This window comes from Pseudomonas sp. MYb13 (assembly GCF_002980075.1).
GTDB classification, from domain to species: domain Bacteria; phylum Pseudomonadota; class Gammaproteobacteria; order Pseudomonadales; family Pseudomonadaceae; genus Aquipseudomonas; species Aquipseudomonas lurida.
In genome coordinates, this window is sequence record NZ_PCQI01000004.1 from 1 (window position 1) to 25,151 (window position 25,151).

At 61.8% G+C, this 25,151-nt stretch carries 18 protein-coding genes and 1 riboswitch; of the genes, 15 read left to right on the forward strand and 3 right to left on the reverse strand.

What is annotated here, in order from left to right; genetic code table 11:
* Positions 1-135: 135 nt before the first annotated feature.
* A complete protein-coding gene (locus tag CQ002_RS09365) occupies positions 136-405 on the reverse strand; it encodes a DUF2790 domain-containing protein (RefSeq protein ID WP_080758312.1) in 270 nt (89 codons plus the stop codon).
* A 396-nt stretch (positions 406-801) separates the two neighbouring features.
* On the opposite strand from CQ002_RS09365, the gene acs reads away from it, so the two are divergent.
* From acs to CQ002_RS09400, 7 genes are all read left to right on the forward strand, one after another.
* Positions 802-2,757, forward strand: a complete 1,956-nt coding sequence (gene acs / locus CQ002_RS09370) for an acetate--CoA ligase (RefSeq protein WP_034108438.1) — start codon at positions 802-804, stop codon at positions 2,755-2,757.
* Between the two features lie 704 nt (positions 2,758-3,461).
* Entirely contained in the window at positions 3,462-4,247 is a 786-nt protein-coding gene (locus CQ002_RS09375) for an ABC transporter substrate-binding protein (protein ID WP_034108435.1), read from the forward strand.
* Between the two features lie 91 nt (positions 4,248-4,338).
* Complete coding sequence (locus tag CQ002_RS09380; RefSeq protein ID WP_010208305.1) at positions 4,339-5,028, forward strand: ABC transporter permease; 690 nt, start codon at positions 4,339-4,341, stop codon at positions 5,026-5,028.
* The gene (locus CQ002_RS09385) at positions 5,025-5,723 is read left to right on the forward strand and encodes an ABC transporter permease (RefSeq protein ID WP_034108432.1); all 699 of its coding nucleotides are present in this window, start codon (positions 5,025-5,027) and stop codon (positions 5,721-5,723) included. Before CQ002_RS09380 ends, CQ002_RS09385 begins: the two co-directional genes overlap by 4 nt.
* 1 nt (position 5,724) lies before the next feature.
* Positions 5,725-6,837 (forward strand): succinylglutamate desuccinylase/aspartoacylase family protein, encoded by a 1,113-nt coding sequence (locus tag CQ002_RS09390; RefSeq protein WP_034108430.1) that lies wholly within the window; start codon positions 5,725-5,727, stop codon positions 6,835-6,837.
* 27 nt (positions 6,838-6,864) lie between these two features.
* The gene (locus CQ002_RS09395; protein WP_069078093.1) at positions 6,865-7,629 is read left to right on the forward strand and encodes an ABC transporter ATP-binding protein; all 765 of its coding nucleotides are present in this window, start codon (positions 6,865-6,867) and stop codon (positions 7,627-7,629) included.
* 244 nt (positions 7,630-7,873) lie between these two features.
* Positions 7,874-8,854, forward strand: a complete 981-nt coding sequence (locus tag CQ002_RS09400; RefSeq protein WP_034108428.1) for a GlxA family transcriptional regulator — start codon at positions 7,874-7,876, stop codon at positions 8,852-8,854.
* Positions 8,855-8,870: 16 nt separating this feature from the next.
* On the opposite strand, the gene CQ002_RS09405 is transcribed toward CQ002_RS09400, so the two are convergent.
* Positions 8,871-14,792: a dermonecrotic toxin domain-containing protein gene (locus CQ002_RS09405; protein WP_234010355.1), complete on the reverse strand. Its 5,922-nt coding sequence runs from the start codon at positions 14,790-14,792 to the stop codon at positions 8,871-8,873.
* A gap of 308 nt (positions 14,793-15,100) precedes the next feature.
* Here CQ002_RS09405 and CQ002_RS09410 point away from each other — a divergent pair, with 308 nt between their 5' ends.
* From CQ002_RS09410 to astE, 7 genes are all read left to right on the forward strand, one after another.
* Entirely contained in the window at positions 15,101-16,321 is a 1,221-nt protein-coding gene (locus CQ002_RS09410) for an aspartate aminotransferase family protein (protein WP_034108424.1), read from the forward strand.
* 244 nt (positions 16,322-16,565) lie between these two features.
* Positions 16,566-17,585, forward strand: a complete 1,020-nt coding sequence (aruF, locus tag CQ002_RS09415; protein WP_003175655.1) for an arginine/ornithine succinyltransferase subunit alpha — start codon at positions 16,566-16,568, stop codon at positions 17,583-17,585.
* A 51-nt stretch (positions 17,586-17,636) separates the two neighbouring features.
* Positions 17,637-18,662: an arginine N-succinyltransferase gene (gene astA / locus CQ002_RS09420; protein ID WP_034108422.1), complete on the forward strand. Its 1,026-nt coding sequence runs from the start codon at positions 17,637-17,639 to the stop codon at positions 18,660-18,662.
* Positions 18,659-20,128 (forward strand): succinylglutamate-semialdehyde dehydrogenase, encoded by a 1,470-nt coding sequence (gene astD, locus CQ002_RS09425; RefSeq protein WP_177431166.1) that lies wholly within the window; start codon positions 18,659-18,661, stop codon positions 20,126-20,128. Before astA ends, astD begins: the two co-directional genes overlap by 4 nt.
* A 174-nt stretch (positions 20,129-20,302) precedes the next feature.
* Entirely contained in the window at positions 20,303-21,649 is a 1,347-nt protein-coding gene (astB, locus tag CQ002_RS09430) for an N-succinylarginine dihydrolase (protein WP_034108420.1), read from the forward strand.
* A 38-nt stretch (positions 21,650-21,687) separates the two neighbouring features.
* Positions 21,688-21,978 (forward strand): hypothetical protein, encoded by a 291-nt coding sequence (locus CQ002_RS09435; RefSeq protein ID WP_003214319.1) that lies wholly within the window; start codon positions 21,688-21,690, stop codon positions 21,976-21,978.
* An 11-nt stretch (positions 21,979-21,989) separates the two neighbouring features.
* Complete coding sequence (astE, locus tag CQ002_RS09440; RefSeq protein ID WP_034108417.1) at positions 21,990-22,994, forward strand: succinylglutamate desuccinylase; 1,005 nt, start codon at positions 21,990-21,992, stop codon at positions 22,992-22,994.
* Between the two features lie 148 nt (positions 22,995-23,142).
* Here the strand turns inward: astE and CQ002_RS09450 are convergent, their stop codons facing one another.
* The gene (locus tag CQ002_RS09450) at positions 23,143-23,652 is read right to left on the reverse strand and encodes a 6,7-dimethyl-8-ribityllumazine synthase (protein WP_034108415.1); all 510 of its coding nucleotides are present in this window, start codon (positions 23,650-23,652) and stop codon (positions 23,143-23,145) included.
* A 113-nt stretch (positions 23,653-23,765) separates the two neighbouring features.
* Positions 23,766-23,935, reverse strand: a riboswitch (FMN riboswitch).
* 190 nt (positions 23,936-24,125) lie between these two features.
* On the opposite strand from CQ002_RS09450, the gene ltaE reads away from it, so the two are divergent.
* Entirely contained in the window at positions 24,126-25,130 is a 1,005-nt protein-coding gene (gene ltaE, locus CQ002_RS09455; RefSeq protein ID WP_105162755.1) for a low-specificity L-threonine aldolase, read from the forward strand.
* Positions 25,131-25,151 lie beyond the last annotated feature (21 nt).

Below are 25,151 nucleotides of genomic sequence, written 5' to 3' on the forward strand. Positions count from 1 at the left end.
TTTGTGGGGTGGGTATGGCTGAAATCGCCATCGCTGGCCAGCCAGCGCCTGCAGTGGGATCGGGGTGTATTCGCAGCCGGCGCTTTGCCGCAAGAACAATTTCTTGCGGCGAACAAGATCCTACTAACGAAGTTGTTATCCGTTAGAGCAACCGTTGCCCATGACATGGTAATTAAGAATATGGCGCTGGCCGTGCGAATCTTCATATTCCATCTTGACCGGTACAACTTCGCATACTTCTGGGATGTTACTCATGGACACGACTTTGGCGACGTCCAGGTGGGTGCTGTAAGTGTAGTCCTCAACGATCGGTGTGTTCCGGCTAGCTACGTCAGTCGGGGCTTCGTCGGCCAGGGCGGCGGTTGCGCACAAGCTGCTGAGGGCCATAACTACTAAAGCTTTCATTTCTCTATTTACCTTATTTAGGTCGAATGGGGTCACGGGGCCCTTGTGAGGCCGCGTGTGTAACTTAAGAGTTGGGAAGTTCAGATTAACGTTGCCTTCGTGGGGGCGGTTGCGTTGTTAATCACAGTGCCGTGTTGGCGGAGTTGATTTTAGGCCCCCAGGTTATATTCATATACCCGTACTTTTGATAAACACTATTGGCGGTTTTTGTAACAATCCCGTGGTAAAGCTTTTTTCACACAGGCGCAATCCGCCACGGTCCGCGGGCTAGAGCTGCACAGGGGCATATCAGGGTAATTTGTAGGGGCTTGTTACTACCATCGTCGAATGGTTCTATAGGCCCGCCCCGGCTACAACAGGGCATACAAAAACAACTATGTCACCGAGGTAAGAAAGATGAGTGCGGCTTCCCTGTACCCCGTTCGCCCCGAAGTAGCAGCCAACACGCTGACCGACGAGGCGACCTACAAGGCCATGTACCAGCAGTCGGTGGTCAACCCCGATGGCTTCTGGCGCGAGCAAGCCAAGCGCCTCGACTGGATCAAGCCTTTCACCACGGTGAAGCAGACCTCGTTCGACGATCACCATGTCGACATCAAGTGGTTCGCCGATGGCACCCTGAACGTTTCCTACAACTGCCTGGACCGTCATCTCGCCGAGCGCGGCGACCAGGCGGCAATCATCTGGGAGGGCGACGACCCTTCCGAGAGCCGCACCATCACCTACCGCGAGCTGCATGAAGAAGTCTGCAAGTTCGCCAACGCCCTGCGTGGCCAGGATGTGCACCGCGGCGACGTGGTGACTATCTATATGCCGATGATCCCCGAAGCCGTGGTTGCCATGCTGGCCTGTACCCGCATCGGTGCGATCCACTCCGTGGTGTTTGGCGGGTTCTCGCCGGAGGCCCTGGCCGGTCGTATCATCGACTGTAAGTCGAAGGTGGTGATCACTGCCGACGAAGGTATCCGTGCCGGTAAGAAAATTTCACTCAAGGCCAACGTCGACGACGCCCTGACCAACCCGGAAACCAGCAGCATCCAGAAGGTCATCGTGTGCAAGCGCACCAATGGCCAGATCAAGTGGAACCAGCATCGCGACATCTGGTACGAAGACCTGATGAAAGTGGCGGGCACCGTGTGTGCGCCCAAGGAGATGGGCGCCGAAGAAGCGCTGTTCATCCTCTACACCTCCGGTTCCACCGGCAAGCCCAAGGGCGTGCAGCACACCACCGGCGGCTACCTGCTGTACGCAGCCCTGACCCACGAGCGCGTGTTCGACTACCGCCCTGGCGAAATCTACTGGTGCACCGCCGACGTCGGCTGGGTCACTGGCCACACCTATATCGTCTACGGCCCGCTGGCCAATGGCGCGACCACGCTGCTGTTCGAAGGCGTGCCTAACTACCCGGACATCACCCGGGTGGCGAAGATCGTCGACAAGCACAAGGTCAATATCCTCTACACCGCGCCGACCGCGATCCGCGCGATGATGGCTTCCGGCACCGCTGCCGTGGAAGGCGCCGATGGCAGCAGCCTGCGCTTGCTGGGTTCGGTGGGCGAGCCGATCAACCCGGAAGCCTGGGACTGGTACTACAAGAATGTCGGCCAATCCCGTTGCCCGATTGTCGACACCTGGTGGCAGACCGAAACCGGCGGCAACATGATGAGCCCGCTGCCGGGCGCCCATGCGCTCAAGCCGGGCTCGGCGGCACGGCCGTTCTTTGGTGTGGTGCCGGCGCTGGTGGATAACCTCGGCAACCTGATCGAAGGCGCCGCCGAAGGTAACCTGGTGATCCTCGATTCGTGGCCAGGCCAGGCACGTACGTTGTACGGCGATCATGACCGTTTCGTCGATACCTACTTCAAGACCTTCCGCGGCATGTACTTCACCGGTGACGGTGCGCGTCGCGACGAGGACGGTTACTACTGGATCACGGGTCGCGTGGACGACGTGTTGAACGTGTCCGGCCACCGCATGGGCACTGCCGAGATCGAGAGCGCCATGGTCGCCCACCCGAAAGTCGCCGAGGCGGCGGTGGTGGGTGTGCCGCACGACATCAAGGGGCAGGGCATCTATGTGTATGTCACCCTCAAAAATGGCGAAGAGCCGAACGAAGCATTGCGCCTGGAGTTGAAAAACTGGGTGCGCAAGGAGATCGGGCCGATTGCTTCGCCGGACGTGATCCAGTGGGCGCCGGGCTTGCCGAAGACGCGCTCGGGGAAAATCATGCGGCGTATCCTGCGCAAGATTGCCACGGCCGAGTACGACGGGTTGGGCGATATTTCCACCCTGGCGGACCCAGGCGTGGTCGCGCATTTGATTGAGACGCACAAGACCATGAACGTCGCTTAAGCGCCGTTGTGGCAGCAGGAAGCCCCACCCGGTGAATACCGGGTGGGGCTTTTTTGTGGGCGCCAGTCGGGTGTCTCTGACAACACCGGATCAAGGTGGGAGCTGGCTTGCCTGCAATGAGGGTGTGTCAGGCGAAGGTGGGTTGGCTGACAGGCCGCTGTCGCAGGCAAGCCAGTTCCCACAGGTTGAACGCACTTCAAGCTAAGCTTGGTGCTCCTACAGATCTGCATAAACGCCAGGCCAATAAATATCGGCTTCTCTTGTAGGAGGTTTCTGAATGTTACCGGCTGGCACAAATGTGTAACCCGGTGCTCGAACATGAGGCAAAGCGCTACGCCCGCGCCCCGAAAAGCCGCGTTTTAGACACCCCAGGAAATAAGATTAAACGCCAGACTTGCCGTGCTAGAAGGGTTTGCGAATAATAGGCCCGCAATTTGCAGCGTCTACAGGTTTAATGTCTTTTGTCTCTGCATAAAATCCAGAGGCTGTCAATGAGCTGGAACCGCTTTCTCGGTGCTTCTGTAAATTGTTGTCGCATTGAGGAAATATCGGCTTCCGGCCTGTCGTTAGAATGCCGATCACTCGCTCGTCGTCTCCAGTGTGTAACTGGTGTGGGACGCAGCACCGCAATTCGGTTTCCCTTACGCCGCATCGTGGGCCATGGCTCATACTGCTGTTTTGCCCTATACCGATGGAGTCCCAAGATGAAGAAACTCGTGCTGTTGGGCGCCCTGGCGCTGTCCGTGCTGTCCATGCAGGCTTTCGCTGAAGGCAAGCCTCTGAAAATTGGTATCGAAGCGGCTTACCCTCCGTTTGCCTCTAAAGCACCCGATGGCAGCATCGTCGGTTTTGACTATGACATCGGCAACGCCCTGTGCAAGCAGATGGACGTGAAGTGCACCTGGGTCGAGCAGGAGTTCGATGGCCTGATCCCGGCGCTGAAAGTGCGCAAGATCGATGCGATCCTGTCGTCCATGTCGATCACGGAAGACCGCAAGAAGTCCGTGGACTTCACCAACCGCTACTACCTGAGCCCAGCGCGCCTGGTGTTGAAGGAAGGCACCACCGTCAGCGACAGCCTGGATGAATTGAAAGGCAAGAAGATCGGTGTACAGCGCGGTTCGATCCACGACCGTTTTGCCAAGGAAGTATTGGCTCCAAAAGGCGCCACCATCGTTCCTTACGGCACCCAGAACGAAATCTACCTGGATGTTGAAGCCGGTCGCCTGGACGGTACCGTGGCAGACGCCACCCTGCTGCAGGACGGTTTCCTGAAGACCGACGCTGGCAAAGGCTACGCGTTCGTCGGCCCGTCCTTCACCGAGGCCAAATACTTCGGCGACGGCATAGGCATCGCGGTACGCAAGGGCGACAAGGAAAACCTGGACCGCATCAATGCCGCCATTGCCGCGATCCGCGCCAACGGCGAGTACAAGAAGATCCAGGACAAGTACTTCGACTTCGATATTTACGGCGCTGACGCCAAGTAAATCGTCGCAGCTGTCTGTCCTAAATGGCGCAAGCAACAGAATTCCTGAGGTTTGCGCCATTTTTTCATCCCCCTTTTCGAGGACCTGAATCATGTTGAAAGGCTACGGGGCCGTCATCCTCGATGGCGCATGGTTGACGCTTCAGCTCGCCTTGTCGTCCATGGCCTTGGCCATTGTTCTGGGTCTGATCGGGGTCGCGTTACGCCTGTCGCCGGTGCGCTGGCTGGCCTGGCTGGGTGACTTGTACTCCACGGTGATCCGCGGGATCCCCGACCTGGTGCTGATACTGCTGATTTTCTACGGTGGCCAGGACCTGCTCAACCGCGTCGCGCCGATGCTCGGCTATGACGACTATATCGACTTGAACCCCTTGGCCGCCGGTATCGGCACCCTGGGTTTCATCTTTGGCGCCTACCTGTCGGAAACCTTCCGTGGCGCCTTCATGGCCATTCCCAAGGGCCAGGCCGAGGCCGGCCTTGCGTATGGCATGAGCAGTTTCCAGGTGTTTTTCCGGGTGATGGTGCCGCAGATGATTCGGCTGGCGATCCCCGGGTTTACCAACAACTGGCTGGTCCTCACCAAGGCCACGGCACTGATCTCGGTGGTGGGCCTGCAAGACATGATGTTCAAGGCCAAGCAGGCGGCAGACGCCACTCGCGAGCCTTTTACCTTCTTCCTCGCAGTGGCGGCGATGTACCTGGTGATTACCAGCGTGTCGTTGCTGGCCCTGCGTCATCTTGAGAAGCGCTACTCGGTAGGCGTAAGGGCGGCTGATCTATGATCTTCGACTACAACGTCATCTGGGAGGCCATGCCGCTGTACCTTGGCGGCCTGCTGACCACCCTGAAACTGCTCGCCATCTCGCTGTTCTTCGGCTTGCTCGCCGCCTTGCCCCTGGGCCTGATGCGTGTGTCCAAGCAGCCGATCGTCAACGGTGTGGCCTGGCTCTACACCTACGTGATCCGTGGCACGCCGATGCTGGTGCAGCTGTTCTTGATCTACTACGGCCTGGCCCAGTTCGAGGCGGTGCGCGAGAGTTTCCTCTGGCCAATGCTGTCCAGTGCCACCTTCTGTGCGTGCCTGGCGTTTGCGATCAACACCAGTGCCTACACCGCAGAGATCATTGCCGGCAGCCTCAAGGCCACGCCCAATGGCGAGATCGAAGCCGCCAAGGCCATGGGCATGTCGCGCTACAAGCTGTATCGCCGCATCCTGCTGCCCTCGGCCCTGCGCCGTGCGCTGCCGCAGTACAGCAACGAAGTGATCATGATGCTGCAGACCACCAGCTTGGCGTCCATCGTTACCCTGATCGACATCACCGGTGCCGCCCGCACGGTGAACGCGCAGTTCTACCTGCCGTTCGAAGCCTATATCACCGCCGGCGCGTTCTACTTGTGCCTGACCTTCATCCTGGTGCGCCTGTTCAAGTTGGCCGAGCGCCGCTGGCTGAGCTACCTGGCTCCACGGAAGCACTGATATGGAACGTATCGATCACCGGTTGCCCTGGGGTCACCTGGGCTGCGAGCGCCAGCTGAGCGTGTTCCGTTTCGGCAAGGGCGAGCGCAAGGCCTATATCCAGGCCAGCCTGCACGCCGACGAATTGCCGGGCATGCGCGCCGCCTGGGAGCTGAAAAAGCGCCTCACCGAACTGGAACAACAAGGCGCCCTCAACGGCGTGATCGAGCTGGTGCCGGTGGCCAACCCGATGGGCCTGGGCCAGCTGTTGCAAGGCAGCCACCAGGGACGTTTCGAGGTGGGCAGCGGCAAGAACTTCAACCGTGACTTCGTTGAGTTGAGCGAGCCGGTGGCCGAGTTGCTTAAAGGCAAGCTGGGCGATGATCCTCATGCCAACGTGCGCATGATCCGCCAGGCGATGAGCGATGCGCTCAACGCGTTACCCGAGCCGAGCAGCCAGTTGCAAGGCATGCAGCGCATCTTGCTGAGCCACGCCTGCACCGCCGATGTGGTGCTGGACCTGCATTGCGATGCCGAAGCCGCGCTGCACATGTACGCCCTGCCGCAGCACTGGCCGCAGTGGCGCTCGCTGTCGGCGCACCTGAATGTGAAGGTCGGCCTGCTGGCGGAAGACTCCGGCGGCAGTTCGTTCGATGAAGCCTGTTCGTTGCCGTGGTTGCGCTTGTCCCAGGCGTTCCCTGAGGCGCAGATCCCGCTGGCCTGCCTGGCGACGACGCTTGAGCTGGGTGGCCAGGCCGATACCGGCCGCGACGAGGCGGTCTTCCACGCCGAAGGCATCCTCGCGTTCCTCGCCGAGCAGGGCTTGATCAAGGGTGAATGGCCCGCGCCGCAATACGAGCCTTGTGAAGGCGTGCCGTTTGAAGGCACCGAACTGTTGTTCGCGCCCCATGCAGGGGTGATCAGTTACCTGCGTAAAGCCGGTGAATGGGTCGAGAAAGGCGAGCCGATTTTTGAAGTGATTGACCCCCTGGAAGACCGCGTGAGTACGATTTGCGCGGGCACCTCGGGGGTGTTGTTTGCCGTTGAACGGCTACGTTATGCCCAAGCGGGTTTCTGGCTGGCCAAGGTGGCGGGGCGCGAAGCGCTGCGTCACGGGCGCTTGCTCAACGACTGACCACCTGTTTTTGTGAGAACCGACCGCATGTACAAACTTGAAGTCCAAGACCTGCATAAACGCTATGGCAGTCATGAAGTGCTCAAAGGTGTGTCCCTGGCCGCCGCGGCCGGTGATGTGATCAGCATCATCGGTTCCAGTGGCTCGGGCAAAAGTACCTTTTTGCGCTGCATCAACCTGCTGGAGCAACCCCACGCCGGCAAGATCCTGCTCAACAACGAAGAGCTGAAGCTGGTGACCAACAAGGACGGCGCCATGAAGGCCGCCGACCCCAAGCAGCTGCAGCGCATGCGTTCGCGCCTGTCCATGGTGTTCCAGCATTTCAACCTGTGGTCGCACATGACCGCGCTTGAAAACGTGATGGAAGCGCCGGTGCATGTGCTGGGCGTATCGAAGAAAGAAGCCCGCGAAAAGGCTGAGCACTACCTGGCCAAGGTCGGCGTGGGGCATCGCAAGGATGCGTTCCCTGGCCACATGTCTGGCGGCGAGCAGCAACGCGTGGCCATTGCCCGCGCCCTGGCGATGGAACCGGAGGTGATGCTGTTCGACGAACCCACCTCGGCCCTCGACCCGGAACTGGTCGGTGAAGTGCTCAAGGTGATGCAGGACCTGGCCCAGGAAGGCCGCACCATGGTGGTGGTGACCCACGAAATGGGCTTCGCCCGTGAAGTGTCGAACCAGTTGGTGTTTCTGCACAAAGGTATCGTCGAAGAGCGCGGCAACCCGCGTGAAGTGCTGGTGAACCCACAATCGGAGCGCTTGCAGCAGTTCCTGTCGGGCAGCCTGAAATAACCAAGACTGCTTTTGCGCACCGAGTTAGTGCATGCTTGGCAGTCTTGAGGTGGGTCACGTTCCCCCGTGGGCGCTGGCTTGCCTGCGATGGCGGCGTGTCTGCACCACAGATGCAAGCTGGCCCACCTATCGCAGGCAAGCCAGCTCCGACATTGGATCTCCACATGTTTTGAGATTTGTGTTGGTTTCCGGGCTAGCATTGGCCCTTGTCTTCATTACTGTTACAGGCTTCGGATAGCACTCCATGACCGCCCATAAAATTGGTTTCCTGATTTGGCCCAGCACAAAAGCACTGACGCTTGCGCTGGCTGAGGAGGCCTTGCGCGTTGCTCAGCGGGTGCATCCGGACGTGGTCTACGAACTGTCGTTCCTGCAGGCCGAGCCGCACACCGAAGGTGCCTGGCAACTGCCGGGCGAGCCGTGGGCCGGCAAGCTCGAAGGTTTCCAGAAACTGTTCCTGCTGGCGGACGAGCCCCCGACCGTCATCGCCTCGCAACTGAGCTCAGCGCTCAAGCAGCTCGTGCGTGCCGGGTGCGTGATCGGCGGCCTGTCGGCGGGCGTGTACCCGCTGGCGCAGCTTGGTTTGCTCGACGGCTACCGCGCCGCCGTGCACTGGCGCTGGCAGGATGATTTCGCCGAGCGCTTCCCCAAGGTCATCGCCACCAGCCATCTGTTCGACTGGGACCGCGACCGCCTGACCGCCTGCGGTGGCATGTCGGTACTCGACCTGCTGCTGGCCGTACTGGCCCGTGACCACGGTGCCGAACTGGCCGGTGCGGTCTCCGAGGAGCTGGTGGTGGAACGCATCCGCGAAGGCGGCGAGCGCCAGCGCATCCCGCTGCAGAATCGCCTGGGTTCCAGTCATCCCAAGCTGACCCAGGCCGTGCTGTTGATGGAAGCCAACATCGAAGAGCCGCTGACCACCGACGAGATCGCCCAACACGTGTGCGTGTCGCGACGACAACTGGAACGTATCTTCAAGCAATACCTCAACCGCGTCCCCAGCCAGTACTACCTGGAACTGCGCCTGAACAAGGCGCGCCAGATGCTCATGCAAACCAGCAAGTCGATCATCCAGATCGGCCTGTCGTGTGGCTTCTCCTCGGGGCCGCACTTCTCCAGCGCCTACCGCAACTTCTTCGGCGCGACCCCGCGTGAAGACCGCAACCAGCGGCGCAGCAGCAGCCCCTTCGAGTTGTCGTCGGTGCCGTCCGAGCGCGGCTGACTTTTGCGCCGATGGGTTACTCCTCCATGGGCTCCGGCGTGACCGGCCTTATCAGCGGAGTCCCCGTCACATCTCGACGAGCAGCCTCGACCGCCAAGTCGTTACCCGTGTGCAGGTAATACTGCCTGAGGTGGTCGAGGCTTTGCGCCGACCATGGGTTGCCGCTGAAGTCCGATTCGTGGTCGAGCTCCGTGGCCAGCTCCGTCAGGGCGGCGGGCAGCGCCTCGATCCGGTTGTCGCTCAGGTCGAGGGTGCGCAGCTCACGCAGGGTGAACAGTCCCTGCGGCGTTTCGGTGATGGCGGTGTCTTGCAGGTACAGTGATTCCAGTGCGTTCAAGTGGCTGACGTCTGGCGTGAGGCCCAACGGGTTTTCGCTCAAATCCAGGTAGGCCAGGTTATTCATCCCGGTCAAGGCGTTGACGCTAGCGGGCGTCAACCGGACGGCGGACTCGGTCAGGCTCAGGGTGCTCAGCCGTGGGAGGGTGAACACCGTGGGGGGAATCTCGCCCAGATTGAATTTTGAGATGACCAGGCTCCTGAGTCCGGGCAGGCTTTTGAGCAGTCCATCGAGCCCGCCGGTGCCACCGTCACCGTCCAGTTCGAGTGACGACACGTGGTCAAGGCGTGCGCTCAAGTGCGGCAGGTCGCCCAGGATGCCGGTGCCAAAGGTCAGCTTGTGCGTGGGTTCGGGGCTGTCGTGTTCCTCATCCAGATCGGTTTCGCGGCGCCAGGCGTCTTCCAGCAGCGTCTTGAAGCTGTGGCGATTGAGTTGTTCCTGCGCCCGGGTTTGTTCATCCAATGGCACATCGCGGAGTGGGTGCCGTTGCGGAACATTCAGCGCCCATTCCTGAAGGTCGCTGCGCAGTGTTGCGTATTCGGCGTCAAGGCGATCGAGGGCCGGGCCTGTTGCGTCCAGGTCTCCCGGCAACGTGAAGAAAAACTGGTTGGCCTCAGCGGTGACGAACGTCGGGTATAGCGCCTTGATCCGGTTCTGCAGGTCGGTGGGGGCGTCGGCCTGGAAGAATTCGCCGGTGCGCAGGCAATAGTGTTTGATCTGCAGCAACGCTGATCGGGACAGCGGGTTGCGGGAGAGATCATAGGCACCGGCGACGCTCGCCGAGAGCGTGAACGCCGCGTCGGGAATCTCGGTGATCGCGTTACCGCTCAGGTTTACGCTGTCGCGCTGGACGGCGGTCAATAGGCTGTCGGGTATGTCCGCCAGGCCGGTTGCTTCAAGGTTTATGTGGGCAAGCTTGGGCAGTTTGCCAAAGTCCGGCATCCGGCCCAGCGGGTTATGGCTGAGGTCCAGTCGCACCAGGTTGCCCAGGGTGGCCAGCGACGCCGCACGCTCGGCGGACAGCGTGAGGCTGCAATGGGTCACGCGCAATGCCGAGAGTTGTGGCAGATCGAATACCGAGGCGGGAATATCGCCCAGCTTATAACCCTCGATAGACAGGCGGTTGAGCGCCGGAAACCCTTTGAAAAAAGGCGCCGATTGCAGCGGGAATGGGTCTCCCGCGCCCAGCAGCTGCAGTGAAGACACATGGCTGAACTCGGCGTTGAGCGGTGGGAACTCACCGCTGAAGGGCTGTGCATTCTCAAGGGTGTAAGTGGCGGTGGTCCGCGCAGCGTCGTCATCCAGTGGGCTTTCCCGGCGCCAGCACGCCTGGAGTGCGTGCTTGAATGTGTGCCTTCGGGTTTGCTCCTCGGGCGTCGGGGCTTGGCGGGCCCAGGTGTCCAGCCCGTCGGACAGCGCCTCGTATTCAGCTTCCAGTCGTGCCAGTTCGACCTGGCCCATTTCCAGCGTACCGGGCAGGCCAAAAATGAATCGGTTGACTTCATTCTCGCTGAAGTCCGGGAACAGCGCGTTGACGTGGCGGATGTCTACGGCAGCGGCATTGATTTCCCAATACTGGCCCGTTCGCTGGTAATAGGCTTTTACCTGCTCCAGGGTCGGTCGTGACATCGGATTGCCGGAAAGGTCGATGTTTTTCGCGGTGTCGGCGGGCAGCTCGAAGAACGCCGACGGCAATTGCGTGATTTGGTTGTTGGACAGCATTGCCAGTTCCAGTGCCGGTCGGCTGAGCAGGCCGGCGGGGACCTCGCAAATACCGGTGCTGGATAAGTCCAGGAACTGCATGTCGGGCATGCGTTCCAGGTTGGGCGTGAGGCCCAGCGGGTTATTGTCCAGGTCCAGGGTGCGCAGCCTGTTCATGCTCGACAGGGCGCGCAGGCTGTCAGGCGTCAGGCTGATGCCGCAGTCGCTGAGCGCCAGTGTGTTGAGGGTCGGCATGCTGCTGATGAAGGGCGGGAACTGGCCCAGCCGGGCATTGCTGATACTGAGGCAGCGCAGGCGTGGGAAGCTGCGCAAAAACGTATCGACGTTCAGTGCTGTTTGTTGACCCCTGAGCTCCAGGTAAGAGATGTGTTCGAAATTCGCCCGCAGCGTCGGGAGCTCTCCAAGGATGGGGTAGGGCAGGGTGAGCTTCTGGCCGTTGCGGGTGGGCGGTTCGAAGAACCGGTCCGCCTCGCTTTCGCGGCGCCAGCCACGCAATAGCTCAAGCCTGAACAGACGGCGGTTTTGCCGGGCGTCCCGAAAATCCTGGCGGCTCAGGGTCACCTCGGTGCCTGGGTAGGTCCGTGGGGTATTGGCTTCCCAGGTCGCCAGGTCGCGCTCCAGTTGCAGGTACTCCTGGTGCAGGGCGGTCAATATCGGTAAAGCCCCGTCGGGACGGGTTGCCAGGTCTTGGATCAGTTCGTCGATCTGCGCGTCGGTGTGTGCGGGAAACAGCGAGCGCGCCAGTGCGCGTGGGCTGGGGGGCTGTGCTTGCACCGGCGCTGGCGGGTAATTGTCCATGCCCAGCAGGCGCAGGTGGGTACGGGTGTCGGAGGGTGGGCGGGCAGGTTGGGCGGTGATCAGTTTGCGCAGGCTGTTGCGCGCCAGGGCATGGCTGCGCAGGGCCTGCCTGAGTGCCGGGCCTTGGCCAATATGCAGGCCCAGGGCATCGCGTTCGGCATCGGGAAGCGCCTGCAGGATCGCGGTGTACAAGTCGGTTTCGCCAGACAGCGATCCGTTGCGGTCCTGCGGTGTGTATTGCCCCTCGGGTGAGCGGATCAGGGTTCTCTTGATGCGCGCCCTGGGTTTGCCAATGGCATCGATGAGCGTGTCGTCGGGCGCAGGAGTCCTGATTTCCAGGCGCAGCCTGTTGGACCAGCCGGGTAAGCCTTGCAGGGAGTGCAGCGCCAGTCGATGAGTCTCCAGCGTATCAGTGGCCTCCAGGTACAGGCCTTCGTAGGCGTGGTTGAGGCGAGCTTCGTCTCGCAGCGAGTGAGCCAGCTGGCTCAGGCGCGTCGGGACAGAACCCTGGTCGATCTCATTGAGTTCGAGGCTGCTGGCCGTGTCCAGTAAGGCATCGGCGGCGCTGAGTGGCAGGCCAGGCGTGTGGTCGACCAAAGCCTGTTGGCGCGGGGCCGTGGGGCGGTCCACCTGGCGGTAGCGTGAGTCAAAGAGACTGCGTCGATGCGCGAGCGCGAGGCGGGCGAGTTTTCTCCTGAACTGGCGTGCTCGGGTGTGCAGGGAGGTCACCGGGTCGCCGAACGCTTCCCCCAGCAAGGCTTTGCGTTGCGGTTCGTCCAGCGCCTCCAGAAGGGTTTTCAGCAGGTCGCCATTGTTCAACTGGGTTTCGTGCAGTTGCACCACGCTGGCGTTGGGTTCGCCGGTCAGTTCCCATCGCACGTTGCCTCGGGCATCCAGGAACCGCAGGGTCTTGGCCTTTGGCCAAAGGCCCAGGTTGGTCAGCAGGTGCAGTTGAGTCTGTACGTCGGCACGCCCGTAGAGTGCCGGGTCATCGCTGTTCATTTGATCGATGAAGTCCTGCAAGGCCTGGTCGACCCGGAAGCGCTCCAAGGTGTCGGCCAGCAAGGGCGGCGGTGTGTGCTGGTTGAGGTGCATCTTGCGCAACGCGCCGTCATCGGTGGCGCTGATGCGGCGGATATGCGCCAGTTGTTCGTCGCTGAGCCCAAGGGTGCGAGGGCCCAGGCGCCGCATGAGGGTAGTGCTGTCCCAGCTTGAAGGCGTGTCGAGTTCACTCAGCCAGGCACCCTGGCCGTTGGTCGTCAGGCGCGGCCGATAGGCGTGGGGCCGGGTGGGATGTTGCAGGTAGAGCTGTTCAGTCAGTGGGTCGGCTTGAACCACGAACGGTTTTTCCCCGAGCAGCAGCGAGGGTATTCCATCGTGCGGATACAGGCCTTGGACGGGGTACTGGCCGTGTGTGGGCAACTGGATCTCGTGGGCATAAGGCGCCAGGTCCGGTTTCCATAGCCGTGCCTTGCCATCGGGCAGGGTGACGGGTTTGAGTCGATCGAAAAACTGCACGCTCTCGACGGGTAGCAACTGGCGCAGCGCAGCGCTGGCCAGGGGCGCGCCAGCGACGAACATACCCAATTGCAAGCCTTGCTCCACGAACGACAATAGGTGGCCGAAGGCCTCGGTCACCTCGCCCTCTGCCCAATCGATGATCCCTTCAAAGGCCTCGTCGAGCATCTGGTAGGCGCTGTAGCCAAGCATCAGCAAGCCAACGGGAGGAACAAACGGCGCGGCAATGAACGCGGCGATCTGCAGCACCGTGGAGGCGATTCTCTGCACGACGTTCCAGCGTTCCCAGCGCGCTTTCTGGTCGGCGCTGGCGGTGGACACGGCGCGGGCTCGGGCGTCGTTGAACACCTTGTTGTACGTCCTTTGGAACAGATGAGTGAACAGGTCGCCGCTGATCCTGCTCGCGCTGAAGGCCAGGTGCGGCGGGTCGATCGGCGTCTCACGCCAGGACGGCAGTGGATCGCCGCGGGTATGCAGGTGCCAGGTGACTTTGGACAGCCGGCGATTGAGGTCGGCAAAGAACGGGCCGCGCTCTTCATGATTGACGAAGCGGCTGAAAAATTGCTGGTACTCGACACTGCGCAGGTTGTTCGCCAGCGCATTCATGAAGGCGACGGGGTTGGCGTACTGTTTAAGCGGCGCATAGGGATCGCCCGGGAGGTAGGCGGTGACCTCCACCGGGTGAGGGCTGCCAAGGTTTTCGGCAAACAGGACGATGCCGGTCAGCGTGCTCGACATGATCGTCAGGTCATAACACAGCAGCGGATAGCAGGTGTTGCGGCTGTCCGGTTTGTCCAGCATGCGTTGCAACAGCCCATAGGACGCGTGATCGAGCAGGTCGTGCTTCATGTGCGCCATTTGCAGCGCGACGCGCAGGTCCGCCGCCTGGCTGTGTCGCAACCTTGACTGCAGGGTTGCCATGGCGACCGGGTTGTTGGAGTCAAAGAACTGTTCGAGGTAGCGCCGGTAGTGCGCGCCGATGTCCAACTCCCGACACAGGGCGCTGAATTGCGCGACCGTGAGGCGTGCGTCGAGGGTGGGCAAGGTGTCGAATTGACCGCTGGGGCTGGGCTGGGAGATGAAGCCGGAGGCCGCTGCGTAGGCCTCGTCCGCTTCAAAGTTGTGCAGCGCAGCTTCGAGCAGCGAGACGGTCCAGGTGCGTGCGCCGCCGCTGCCGCTGGGCAGCCAGGCGACGGTCTGGGGGATGTACAGACGCAGATACGTGGTCCTGACATCGGGCTCGACGCCGAAACGCTGCTTGAGCAGGGCTTGTAGCAGGGGCGCGCCGAAGTCATCGGCCGATTGCAGGTTGGACAGGGCCTGGTCGACCTGGCTTTGCGCGGTCCAGGCCAGGCCCACCAGGTTTTTCAGGGTGTCATGCTCCTGGGGCGTCGCGGTTTTGTACCAATCGGCGATAGCCGGCTGCGTGTTGCCCAGCGCTGCGCGCCTGGCCGGGGAGGCGCCCGTCAGCCAGCTGGGCACTGCCTGCTTGAGGATGTCCGCGTGCATGTCGCGGTAGGTGGACAGGTCCGGGAGGTGGATCGACGTAGTGGGATGGGTCACAGGAAAGCGCCTTTGCATGATGATCAGGCGTCAGAGCAGAACAATTCCGGGCCGCCGGATGGGGCTAGATAGATAAGCCGGCGCCCGATACGTTGCTGCTATCTGCGCGACCACCTGCCACTGGGGCGCCGCAGCGTTTAAACTGCGCCATTGCGATGCTATTTGTCGCATTGGCGTAAACCCGCGAAAATCGCGGGTTGGCGCTATAAGAAGTTGTCGCTTGGCGGCAAGGCCGCGCTGAAAACTGTCCTTACAATCCCTGCATCGCCCGCCAGTTCCAGGCAGGCGTTCCTCTTCAGGAGACTCCGATGTCCGTTGAGCAAGCCCCGGTGCAACGTGCCGATTTCGACCAGGTCATGGTTCCCAACTATGCACCTGCTGCCTTCATTCCCGTGCGTGGCGCAGGTTCGCGCGTATGGGACCAGGCGGGTCGAGAGCTGATCGACTTTGCCGGCGGCATCGCGGTCAACGTATTGGGTCACGCCCACCCGGCGTTGGTCGGTGCGCTGACCGAACAGGCCAACAAGCTGTGGCACGTGTCGAACGTCTTCACCAATGAGCCGGCCCTGCGCCTGGCCCACAAGCTGATCGACGCCACGTTTGCCGAGCGCGTGTTCTTCTGCAACTCCGGCGCCGAGGCCAACGAGGCCGCGTTCAAGCTGGCCCGTCGCGTCGCGTTCGACCGTTTCGGTACTGAGAAATACGAGATCATCGCCGCGCTGAACAGCTTCCACGGCCGTACCCTGTTCACCGTCAACGTCGGTGGCCAGTCCAAGTACTCCGATGGTTTCGGCCCGAAAATCACTGGCATTACCCACGTCCCTTACAACGACCTGGAGGCACTGAAAGCCGCCGTGTCGGAAAAGACCTGCGCCGTGGTGCTGGAGCCGGTTCAGGGCGAAGGCGGCGTACTGCCGGCCGAACTGGCCTACCTGCAAGGCGCCCGTGAACTGTGCGACGCCAACAACGCACTGCTGGTGTTCGACGAAGTGCAGACCGGCATGGGTCGCAGCGGCCACCTGTTCGCCTACCAGCACTATGGCGTGGTGCCGGACATCCTCACCAGCGCCAAGAGCCTGGGCGGCGGCTTCCCGATTGCCGCGATGCTTACCCGTGAAGACCTGGCCAAGCACTTGGTGGTCGGCACCCACGGCACCACCTACGGCGGCAATCCACTGGCCTGCGCGGTAGCCGAAGCCGTGATCGACGTGATCAACACGCCAGAGGTGCTGGCCGGCGTCAACGCCAAGCACGACCTGTTCAAGGCGCGCCTGGAGCAGATCGGCAAGCAATACGGCATCTTCACCCAGGTGCGTGGTATGGGCCTGCTGCTCGGTTGCGTGCTGAGCGACGCGTTCAAGGGCAAGGCCAAGGACGTGTTCAACGCGGCCGAGAAAGAAAACCTGATGATCCTGCAAGCCGGCCCGGACGTGGTGCGTTTTGCCCCGAGCCTGGTGGTGGAAGAGGCGGATATCAACGAAGGCCTGGACCGTTTTGAACGTGCTGTGAAGACGTTGACGCAAGCGTGATGGACCGTTCGGTGCCTGAGCGATTCCGGCACCGAACACAAATTCTTAAGGCCGGACCGGGTCAAATGTGAGAGTTGGCTTGCCTGCGAAGGCGGTGCCGTAGGCAACATCTGTGTTGACTGATACACCGTCATCGCGGGCAAGCCCGGCTCCCACATGGATGTGCTTACACAGTGAGAGCCGTGTGAGCAGGTCTCGTGTCCGGCATTTTTTCCTGTGAGTTTTCGAGTTAAGGAGTGACACCATGCTGGTGATGCGCCCCGCGCAAATGGCTGATCTGGGCGAGGTACAGCGTCTGGCTGCGGACAGCCCGATTGGTGTCACCTCCTTGCCGGACGATGTGGAACGCCTCAGCGACAAGATCGCCGCCAGTGAAGCGTCTTTCGCGGCCGAGGTCAGTTTCAATGGTGAAGAGAGCTATTTCTTCGTGCTCGAAGACACCGAGACCGGCAAGCTCGCCGGCTGTTCGGCCATCGTCGCGTCGGCGGGTTACTCGGAGCCGTTCTACAGCTTCCGTAACGAAACCTTCGTGCACGCTTCCCGCGAGCTGAAGATCCACAACAAGATCCACGTGCTCTCCCAGTGCCACGACCTCACCGGCAACAGCCTGCTTACCAGTTTCTACGTGGTGCCGGAACTGGTCGGTTCGCCGTGGTCGGAACTCAATTCCCGTGGCCGCCTGCTGTTCGTCGCCAGCCACCCCGAGCGCTTTGCCGACTCTGTGGTAACCGAGATCGTCGGCTACAGCGACGAGAACGGTGATTCGCCGTTCTGGGACGCCATCGGCCGCAACTTCTTCGACCTCAACTACGCCGCCGCCGAGCGCCTGTGCGGGCTGAAAAGCCGTACATTCCTCGCCGAACTGATGCCGCACTACCCGATCTATGTGCCGCTGCTGCCGGACGAAGCCCAGGAAGCCATGGGCCAGGTGCACCCGCGTGCGCAGATCACCTTCGACATCCTCATGCGCGAAGGCTTCGAGACCGACCATTACATCGACATCTTCGACGGTGGCCCGACGCTGCACGCGCGGGTATCGGGCATTCGCTCGATCGCCCAGAGCCGCGTAGTGCCGGTGAAGATCGGTGAGATGGTCAAGGGTGTTGGTCGCCAGTACCTGGTGAGCAATGCACAGTTGCAGGACTACCGCGCGGTGATGCTGGAACTGGACTACGCGCCGGGCAAGCCGGTGACGTTGGACCTCGCAGCGGCCGAAGCCCTGGGTGTTGGCGAAGGCGCCAGCGTGCGCCTGGTAGCGGTTTAAAAAGAGAGTTTCGCGGGTGGCTGACAACAGCGGCCCGTCCGAGGAGATAGCATGATCGTTCGTCCCGTACGCAGCAGCGATTTACCGGCCCTGATTGATCTGGCGCGCAGCACCGGCACCGGCCTTACCACCTTGCCGGCCAACGAAGAGCGCCTGACCCACCGCGTGGGCTGGGCGGAAAAAACCTTTCGCGGCGACGCCGGGCGCGGCGATGCCGACTACCTGTTCGTGCTGGAAAACGACGAAGGCCGCGTGGTGGGCATTTCCGCCATCGCCGGTGCGGTGGGGCTGCGTGAGCCCTGGTACAACTTCCGGGTCGGCCTCACCGTCAGCGCCTCCCAGGAGCTGAATATCTACCGCGAGATTCCGACGCTGTTCCTGGCCAACGACCTGACTGGCAATTCCGAGCTGTGCTCGTTGTTCCTGCATGCCGATTACCGCACCGGCCTCAACGGCCGCATGCTGGCCAAGGCGCGCCTGCTGTTTATCGCCGAGTTCCCGCAGTTGTTCGGCAACAAAATCATCGCCGAGATGCGCGGTGTGTCCAATGACGCAGGGCGTTCGCCGTTCTGGGAGAGCCTGGGCCGGCACTTCTTCAAGATGGAGTTCAGCCAGGCCGACTACCTCACCGGCGTGGGCAACAAGGCGTTCATTGCTGAATTGATGCCGAAGTTTCCGCTGTACAGCTGCTTCCTGTCCGAGGATGCGCGCAATGTGATCGGCAAGGTCCACCCGGACACCGAGCCGGCGCTGAGCATGCTCAAGAGCGAAGGTTTCAGCTACCAGGGCTACGTCGACATCTTCGACGCCGGCCCGGCAGTTGAGTGTGAAACCACCAAGATACGCGCGGTGCGCGACAGCCAGTCACTGGTACTGGCGATCGGCACACCGGGGGACGACGCTACGCCGTTCCTGATCCATAACCGCAAGCGCGAGGATTGCCGCATGACCGCCGCACCGGCCCGACTGGCGGCAGGCACGCTGGTGGTCGATCCACAGACCGCCAAGCGCCTGCAGTTGGTGGTGGGTGATCAAGTGCGCGCTGTACCGTTGTCCGCTGCTCGGGAGTCGAAATAATGAATTCGCTGTATATCGCAGGTAGCTGGCTGGCTGGCCAGGGTGAACTGTTTGAGTCGCGCAACCCCGTGACCCAGCAGGTGCTGTGGGCCGGCAATGGCGCCACTGCCGAGCAGGTCGAATCCGCCGTGCAGGCCGCACGCCAGGCATTCCCGGCCTGGGCCCGGCGCCCACTGGAAGAGCGCATCAGTGTGCTCGAGGCCTTCGCGGCCACGCTCAAACGCCGTGCCGATGACATCGCCCGTTGCATCGGCGAGGAAACCGGCAAGCCGCTATGGGAGTCGGCCACCGAAGTCACCAGCATGGCCAACAAGATCGCGATCTCGGTGCAGAGCTACCGCGAGCGTACCGGCGAGAAGAGCGGCCCGCTGGGCGACGCCACCGCCGTGCTGCGTCACAAGCCACACGGTGTGGTGGCGGTGTTCGGGCCTTACAACTTCCCGGGTCACCTGCCCAATGGGCACATCGTCCCGGCCTTGCTGGCGGGTAACACCGTGCTGTTCAAGCCGAGCGAACTGACCCCACGAGTTGCCGAGCTGACCGTGCAGTGCTGGATCGAAGCCGGCCTGCCGGCGGGTGTCCTGAACCTGCTGCAAGGGGCGCGGGAAACCGGCATCGCCCTGGCGGCCAACCCCGGCATCGACGGGCTGTTCTTCACGGGTTCTAGCCGTACTGGCAACCACCTGCACCAGCAGTTCTCTGGGCGCCCGGACAAGATCCTGGCCCTGGAAATGGGCGGCAACAACCCACTGGTGGTCGACGAAGTGGCGGACATCGATGCGGCGGTGTACACCATTATTCAGTCGGCATTTATCTCTGCCGGCCAGCGTTGCACCTGCGCCCGTCGCCTGTTGGTGCCGGAAGGCGCCTGGGGTGATGCGTTGCTGGCGCGCCTGGTGGCGGTCAGCGCAACGATTGAAGTCGGCGCGTTTGACCAGCAGCCAGCACCGTTCATGGGCTCGGTGATTTCCCTCGCCGCCGCCAAAGCCCTGATGGACGCCCAGGAACTGATGCTGGCCAACGGCGCCGTGGCGCTTTTGGAAATGACCCAGCCTCGGGACCAGGCTGCCTTGCTGACCCCTGGCATCATCGACGTGACGGGCGTGACCGAGCGCGAGGACGAAGAACTGTTCGGCCCGCTGCTGCAGGTGATCCGCTACGCTGATTTTGCAGCGGCGATTGCCGAGGCCAACAACACCCAATACGGCCTGGCCGCGGGCTTGCTGTCGGATTCCGAAGCGCGCTACCAGCAGTTCTGGCTGGAAAGCCGCGCCGGTATCGTCAACTGGAACAAACAACTGACCGGCGCCGCCAGTACTGCGCCGTTCGGTGGGGTAGGGGCGTCGGGCAATCATCGCGCCAGTGCCTATTACGCGGCGGATTATTGCGCGTACCCGGTGGCCTCGCTGGAAACGCCAAGCCTGGTGGTTCCCGCCACGCTGACCCCCGGTATTACGCTGGTCTAAATGTGGGAGCGGGCGAGTGTAGGAGCGGGCTTGCCTGCGATGGCGCCACCTCGGTTTGATTGAGCGACCGAGTCGCCTGGATCGCAGGCAAGCCAGCTCCCACAGTTGATCGGGTTAACAGATACAGACCTGCACCAGATGCCTATAAAAACAGATGTTCGTGGAGCCTCGCCGATGAAATCCTATGAAGTCAATTTTGACGGTCTAGTGGGGCCGACCCATAACTACGGCGGTTTGTCCTTCGGCAACGTCGCGTCCCAGAGCAACAGCCAGCAGTCTTCCAACCCGAAGGAAGCGGCGTTGCAGGGCCTGCAGAAAATGAAAGCCCTGATGGACATGGGCTTTGTGCAAGGTGTGTTGGCGCCCCAGGAACGTCCTGATGTGGCCGCCTTGCGCAACCTCGGTTTCAGTGGCACCGACGCCCAGGTCATCCAGCAAGCGGCCAAGCACGCCATGCCGCTGCTGGTCGCGAGCTGCTCGGCGTCGAGCATGTGGGTGGCCAACGCCGCCACCGTCAGCCCGAGTGCCGACACAGCTGATGGTCGCGTGCATTTCACTGCCGCCAACCTCAACTGCAAGTACCACCGCAGCATCGAACACCCCACCACCAGCCGCGTGCTGGGGGCGATGTTCGCCAATGACAAACACTTCGCCCACCACGCCGCGTTGCCGGCGGTGGCGCAGTTCGGTGATGAAGGCGCGGCCAACCACACACGCTTCTGCCGTGACTATGGCGAGGCGGGTGTAGAGTTTTTCGTGTACGGACGCAGTGCGTTCGACGCCCGCTACCCGGCGCCGCAGAGGTACCCCGCACGCCAGACCCTCGAAGCGTCCCAGGCGGTTGCACGCTTGCACGGCCTCGCGGACGCGGGCGTGGTCTATGCCCAGCAGAACCCGGCGGTGATCGATGCGGGCGTGTTCCACAACGACGTGATTGCGGTGGGCAACGGCGAAGTGCTGTTCTATCACGAGGATGCGTTCCTCAATACCGAACAGATGCTGGGCGAGCTGCATGGCAAGCTGGGCAAGCTGGGCGGCAACTTCCAGTCGGTGTGCGTACCCCGTGCCCAGGTCAGCGTCGAGGACGCCGTGCGTTCCTACCTGTTCAATAGCCAGCTGCTGAGCCGCGCCGATGGTTCGATGCTGCTGATCGTACCGGAAGAGTGCCGCGCCAACGAACGCGTCTGGCAATACCTGCAAGGTCTCACCGCTTCCGGCGGGTTGATCCGCGAAGTTAAAGTCTTCGACCTCAAGCAAAGCATGCAGAACGGCGGTGGCCCGGCCTGCCTGCGCTTGCGCGTAGCCTTGAACGAAACGGAACTGGCGGCGGTGAATCCAGGCGTTATCATGACCGCGCCGCTGTACGACACGCTGACCCAATGGGTCGGCAAGCACTACCGCGACAGCCTGCGCGAAAGCGACCTGGCTGACCCGCAATTGCTGCTTGAATGCCGGACGGCACTGGATGAACTGACGCAAATCCTTAAACTGGGCTCGGTTTATCCTTTCCAGATCAATTAACGCCACCTTCTTTTACGCCCTATGCTGAGAGCTACTTTATGACCACCGATACCCTGAAACTGATTCTTGAAGACACCGACGGCACCCAGCTGGAAACTTCCTGCACCCGCGTCGCCGTGGTCTGGCAGGGCAAGGAGATCTGGATCCAGCACGACGGCCGTGGTCAACTGCTGATCGGTGTGGATGTGGAAGAGGGCGACGCCGAGTACGCCAACCTCCTGATGCGCCCATTGGCCACCAACCTGATGAGTCTGCAACTGGAGATGGAACCGGCCGACGTCGAAGGTGATGACGACGATCACGTCCACGGTCCTGGCTGCAACCACTAAGGAAGCTGCTTATGCTCGCCCTCGGCAAACTGCTTGAACTGACCCTCGCCGGTCGCGAACCGGCGCAAAAAATTCAACTGACTGTCGACGGCGTGCAGATGCGCTGGCTCAGCGAGGGCGCGCTCGAAGTGCGCCCACCTGAAGCGAAGGACAACGGCAGCGACTTGCTGCTGTCGTCCGGCATCCATGGCAACGAAACGGCGCCGATCGAACTGCTCGACCGCCTGTTGCAGGGTATCGCCCGTGGGGAGATCAAGCCCCGTTCCCGTATTCTGTTCCTGTTCGGCAACCCCGAGGCCATGCGCCGCGGCGAGCGTTACCTTGAACTGGACGTCAACCGGCTGTTCAACGGCCGGCATGAAAAAAACATCGGCCCGGAGGCCATGCGCGCCGCCGAGTTGGAGCAACTGGCTCGCAGCTTCTTCAGCCTGCCGGGCCGTTCGCGCCTGCATTACGACCTGCACACCGCCATTCGTGGCTCGAAGATCGAGCAGTTCGCCTTGTACCCGTGGAAGGAAGGTCGCCAGCATTCACGTCATGAACTGGCGCGCCTGAACGCTGCTGGCCTGCAAGCGGTGCTGCTGCAGAACAAGACCTCGATCACCTTCACCGCGTTTACCTATGAACAGCTGGAAGCCGAAGCCTTTACCCTGGAGTTGGGCAAGGCGCGGCCGTTCGGGCATAACCAGGGCGTGGACGTGTCCCGCCTGGAAACGCGCCTGAAGCAGATCATCGAAGGCAACGAGCCACACACCGAGAGCCTCGAAGGCCTGCAACTATTCGCCGTCTCCCGTGAGGTGATCAAGCACAGCGATGCCTTCCTGCTGCACCTGCCGGCGGACGTGGAAAACTTTTCACCCTTGGCCCAGGGCTATCTGCTGGCCGAAGACGTGGCCAAGACGCGTTGGGTGATCGAGGAGGAGGGCGCGCGCATCATCTTCCCCAACCCGAAGGTGAAGAATGGTCTGCGAGCAGGGATATTGATCGTGCCGACCACGGACGCTGGCCTGGCCTGAGTCCCGAGGTTGACCGTGATCCAAATGCAGGGGCTGGCTTGCCTGCGATCGCATCGCCTCGGTCCACCTGGCAGGCCGAGTTGATCCTATCGCAGGCAAGCCAGCTCCCACACACGCCCAGCGTTGAGGCTGGGCCTGGGGGTTGGGTTTAGACCGCTACCGCACGCGGCTCGCTACGACGGATCGCACGCACTTTGTGCAGGGTGTCGGCGCAGGTACGAGCAGCTTCCTGGCCCTTGTGCACGAAGTGTTCGTAGAAGAAGGTGTGGTGCTCGCTGCCAGCGTGGAAGTGGTGCGGGGTCAGGGACACCGAGAACACCGGCACTTCGGTTTCCAGCTGGACCTGCATCAGGCCGCTGACCACCGATTGGGCGACGAATTCGTGGCGGTAGATGCCACCGTCCACCACCAGCGCGGCGGCGACGATACCGGCGTAACGGCCGGTCTTGGCCAGCAGCTTGGCGTGCAGGGGCATTTCAAAGGCACCGCCGACTTCGAAGAAATCGATGTCCGATTCCTGATAGCCCTGGGCGATCATTTCCGCGAGGAAGCCTTTGCGCGATTGGTCGACAATATCCTTGTGCCAGCAGGCCTGGATAAACGCGACGCGCTCGCCGTGGTGGTGTTTGCTTTTGCTGTCGATTGCGGTGGGTTGCATGTTCTGACTCCTGTTTAAGAAAAAAACAGGGCGTTATGAATCGAATGGGATTTAAGGGTACGAACCGCTGCGTCATGCAAGCATGAGGTCAGTGTGCGGCCCTTAGGTGCCAATCCCGTTCTCTCTTCATCCGGACTATGACCGTCGGCCCCGGGATCACACCGGGTCTGCTGACCTTGTCGCCGTCCTGCGTGAGCAGTTCGAGGCGCCAAGCGCTCGCGGGCTATGCACATTGCGTGCAATTACCGCCGGTGGGGAATTGCACCCCGCCCTGAGAACGTTGCCGCCAGAACCCTGGCGGCGGAGAGTTTTTAACATGGTTTTTCAAAAACTGCACGGTTGCCGTATCGATACCCTATATCGGTTTGTTTGGTTGGTATTCGATTGAATACCGATGGGGCTTGATATTCCGCGGCGTTGCCCGCAGTAATCATTCACAAAAAGACTTATCCAATCTGTCAGAGGCCTGTTTCATGACTGTGATCGACCTGCGCAGCGACACCGTGACCCAACCCACCCCCGGCATGCTCGACGCGATGGCCAATGCCGTCAGCGGCGATGACGTCTATGGCGAGGACCCCAGCGTCAATCGCCTGGAGGCCGAACTGGCCAAGCGCCTGGGTTTCGCCGCCGCGTTGTTCGTGCCCACCGGCACCATGAGCAACCTGCTGGCGTTGATGGCCCACTGTGAACGCGGTGAGGAATACATCGTCGGCCAACAGGCCCACACCTACAAATACGAAGGCGGCGGGGCGGCCGTGCTCGGTTCGATCCAGCCCCAGCCACTGGAAGTGCAGGCGGACGGCTCCCTGGACCTGAACCACGTGCGCGAAGCCATCAAGCCCGACGACTTCCACTTCGCCCGCACTCGCCTGCTGGCGCTGGAGAACACCATGCAAGGCAAGGTGTTGCCGCTGGAGTACCTGGCGAACGCCCGCGCGTTCACCCGTGAGCATGGCCTGGCCCTGCACCTGGATGGCGCGCGGCTGTACAACGCGGCGGTCAAGCTGGGTGTGGATGCACGGGAGATTGCCCAGCATTTCGATTCTGTCTCGGTGTGCCTGTCCAAAGGCCTCGGCGCGCCAATCGGCTCGGTGCTGTGCGGCTCCACGGCACTGATCGCCAAGGCGCGGCGCCTACGCAAGATGGTGGGCGGTGGCATGCGCCAGGCCGGTTCGCTGGCGGCGGCGGGGCTGTATGCCCTGGATCACCAGGTACAGCGCCTGGCGGACGACCATGCCAACGCGCAATGGCTGGGGGATGAGCTGCGCAAGGCCGGCTACGCAGTGGAGCCGGTGCAAACCAACATGGTCTATGTGCACATCGGCGACCAGGCCCAGGCCTTGAAAGCCTTCGCGGCTGAGCGCGGGATCAAGTTGAGCGCTGCGGCGCGCCTGCGCATGGTCACGCATCTGGACGTCAACCGCGCGCAGATCGAGCAAGTCGTGCAGACATTCGTCGACTTTTCCCGGAAATGACAGTGCAGACCGTCTAATTGA

Bases quoted from the DNA above. Each gene is read 5' to 3' on its own strand.
- CQ002_RS09365 (WP_080758312.1), bottom strand. From the start codon at position 405: ATGAAAGCTTTAGTAGTTATGGCCCTCAGCAGCTTGTGCGCAACCGCC.
- acs (WP_034108438.1), top strand. From the start codon at position 802: ATGAGTGCGGCTTCCCTGTACCCCGTTCGCCCCGAAGTAGCAGCCAAC.
- CQ002_RS09375 (WP_034108435.1), top strand. From the start codon at position 3,462: ATGAAGAAACTCGTGCTGTTGGGCGCCCTGGCGCTGTCCGTGCTGTCC.
- CQ002_RS09380 (WP_010208305.1), top strand. From the start codon at position 4,339: ATGTTGAAAGGCTACGGGGCCGTCATCCTCGATGGCGCATGGTTGACG.
- CQ002_RS09385 (WP_034108432.1), top strand. From the start codon at position 5,025: ATGATCTTCGACTACAACGTCATCTGGGAGGCCATGCCGCTGTACCTT.
- CQ002_RS09390 (WP_034108430.1), top strand. From the start codon at position 5,725: ATGGAACGTATCGATCACCGGTTGCCCTGGGGTCACCTGGGCTGCGAG.
- CQ002_RS09395 (WP_069078093.1), top strand. From the start codon at position 6,865: ATGTACAAACTTGAAGTCCAAGACCTGCATAAACGCTATGGCAGTCAT.
- CQ002_RS09400 (WP_034108428.1), top strand. From the start codon at position 7,874: ATGACCGCCCATAAAATTGGTTTCCTGATTTGGCCCAGCACAAAAGCA.
- CQ002_RS09410 (WP_034108424.1), top strand. From the start codon at position 15,101: ATGTCCGTTGAGCAAGCCCCGGTGCAACGTGCCGATTTCGACCAGGTC.
- aruF (WP_003175655.1), top strand. From the start codon at position 16,566: ATGCTGGTGATGCGCCCCGCGCAAATGGCTGATCTGGGCGAGGTACAG.
- astA (WP_034108422.1), top strand. From the start codon at position 17,637: ATGATCGTTCGTCCCGTACGCAGCAGCGATTTACCGGCCCTGATTGAT.
- astB (WP_034108420.1), top strand. From the start codon at position 20,303: ATGAAATCCTATGAAGTCAATTTTGACGGTCTAGTGGGGCCGACCCAT.
- CQ002_RS09435 (WP_003214319.1), top strand. From the start codon at position 21,688: ATGACCACCGATACCCTGAAACTGATTCTTGAAGACACCGACGGCACC.
- astE (WP_034108417.1), top strand. From the start codon at position 21,990: ATGCTCGCCCTCGGCAAACTGCTTGAACTGACCCTCGCCGGTCGCGAA.
- CQ002_RS09450 (WP_034108415.1), bottom strand. From the start codon at position 23,652: ATGCAACCCACCGCAATCGACAGCAAAAGCAAACACCACCACGGCGAG.
- ltaE (WP_105162755.1), top strand. From the start codon at position 24,126: ATGACTGTGATCGACCTGCGCAGCGACACCGTGACCCAACCCACCCCC.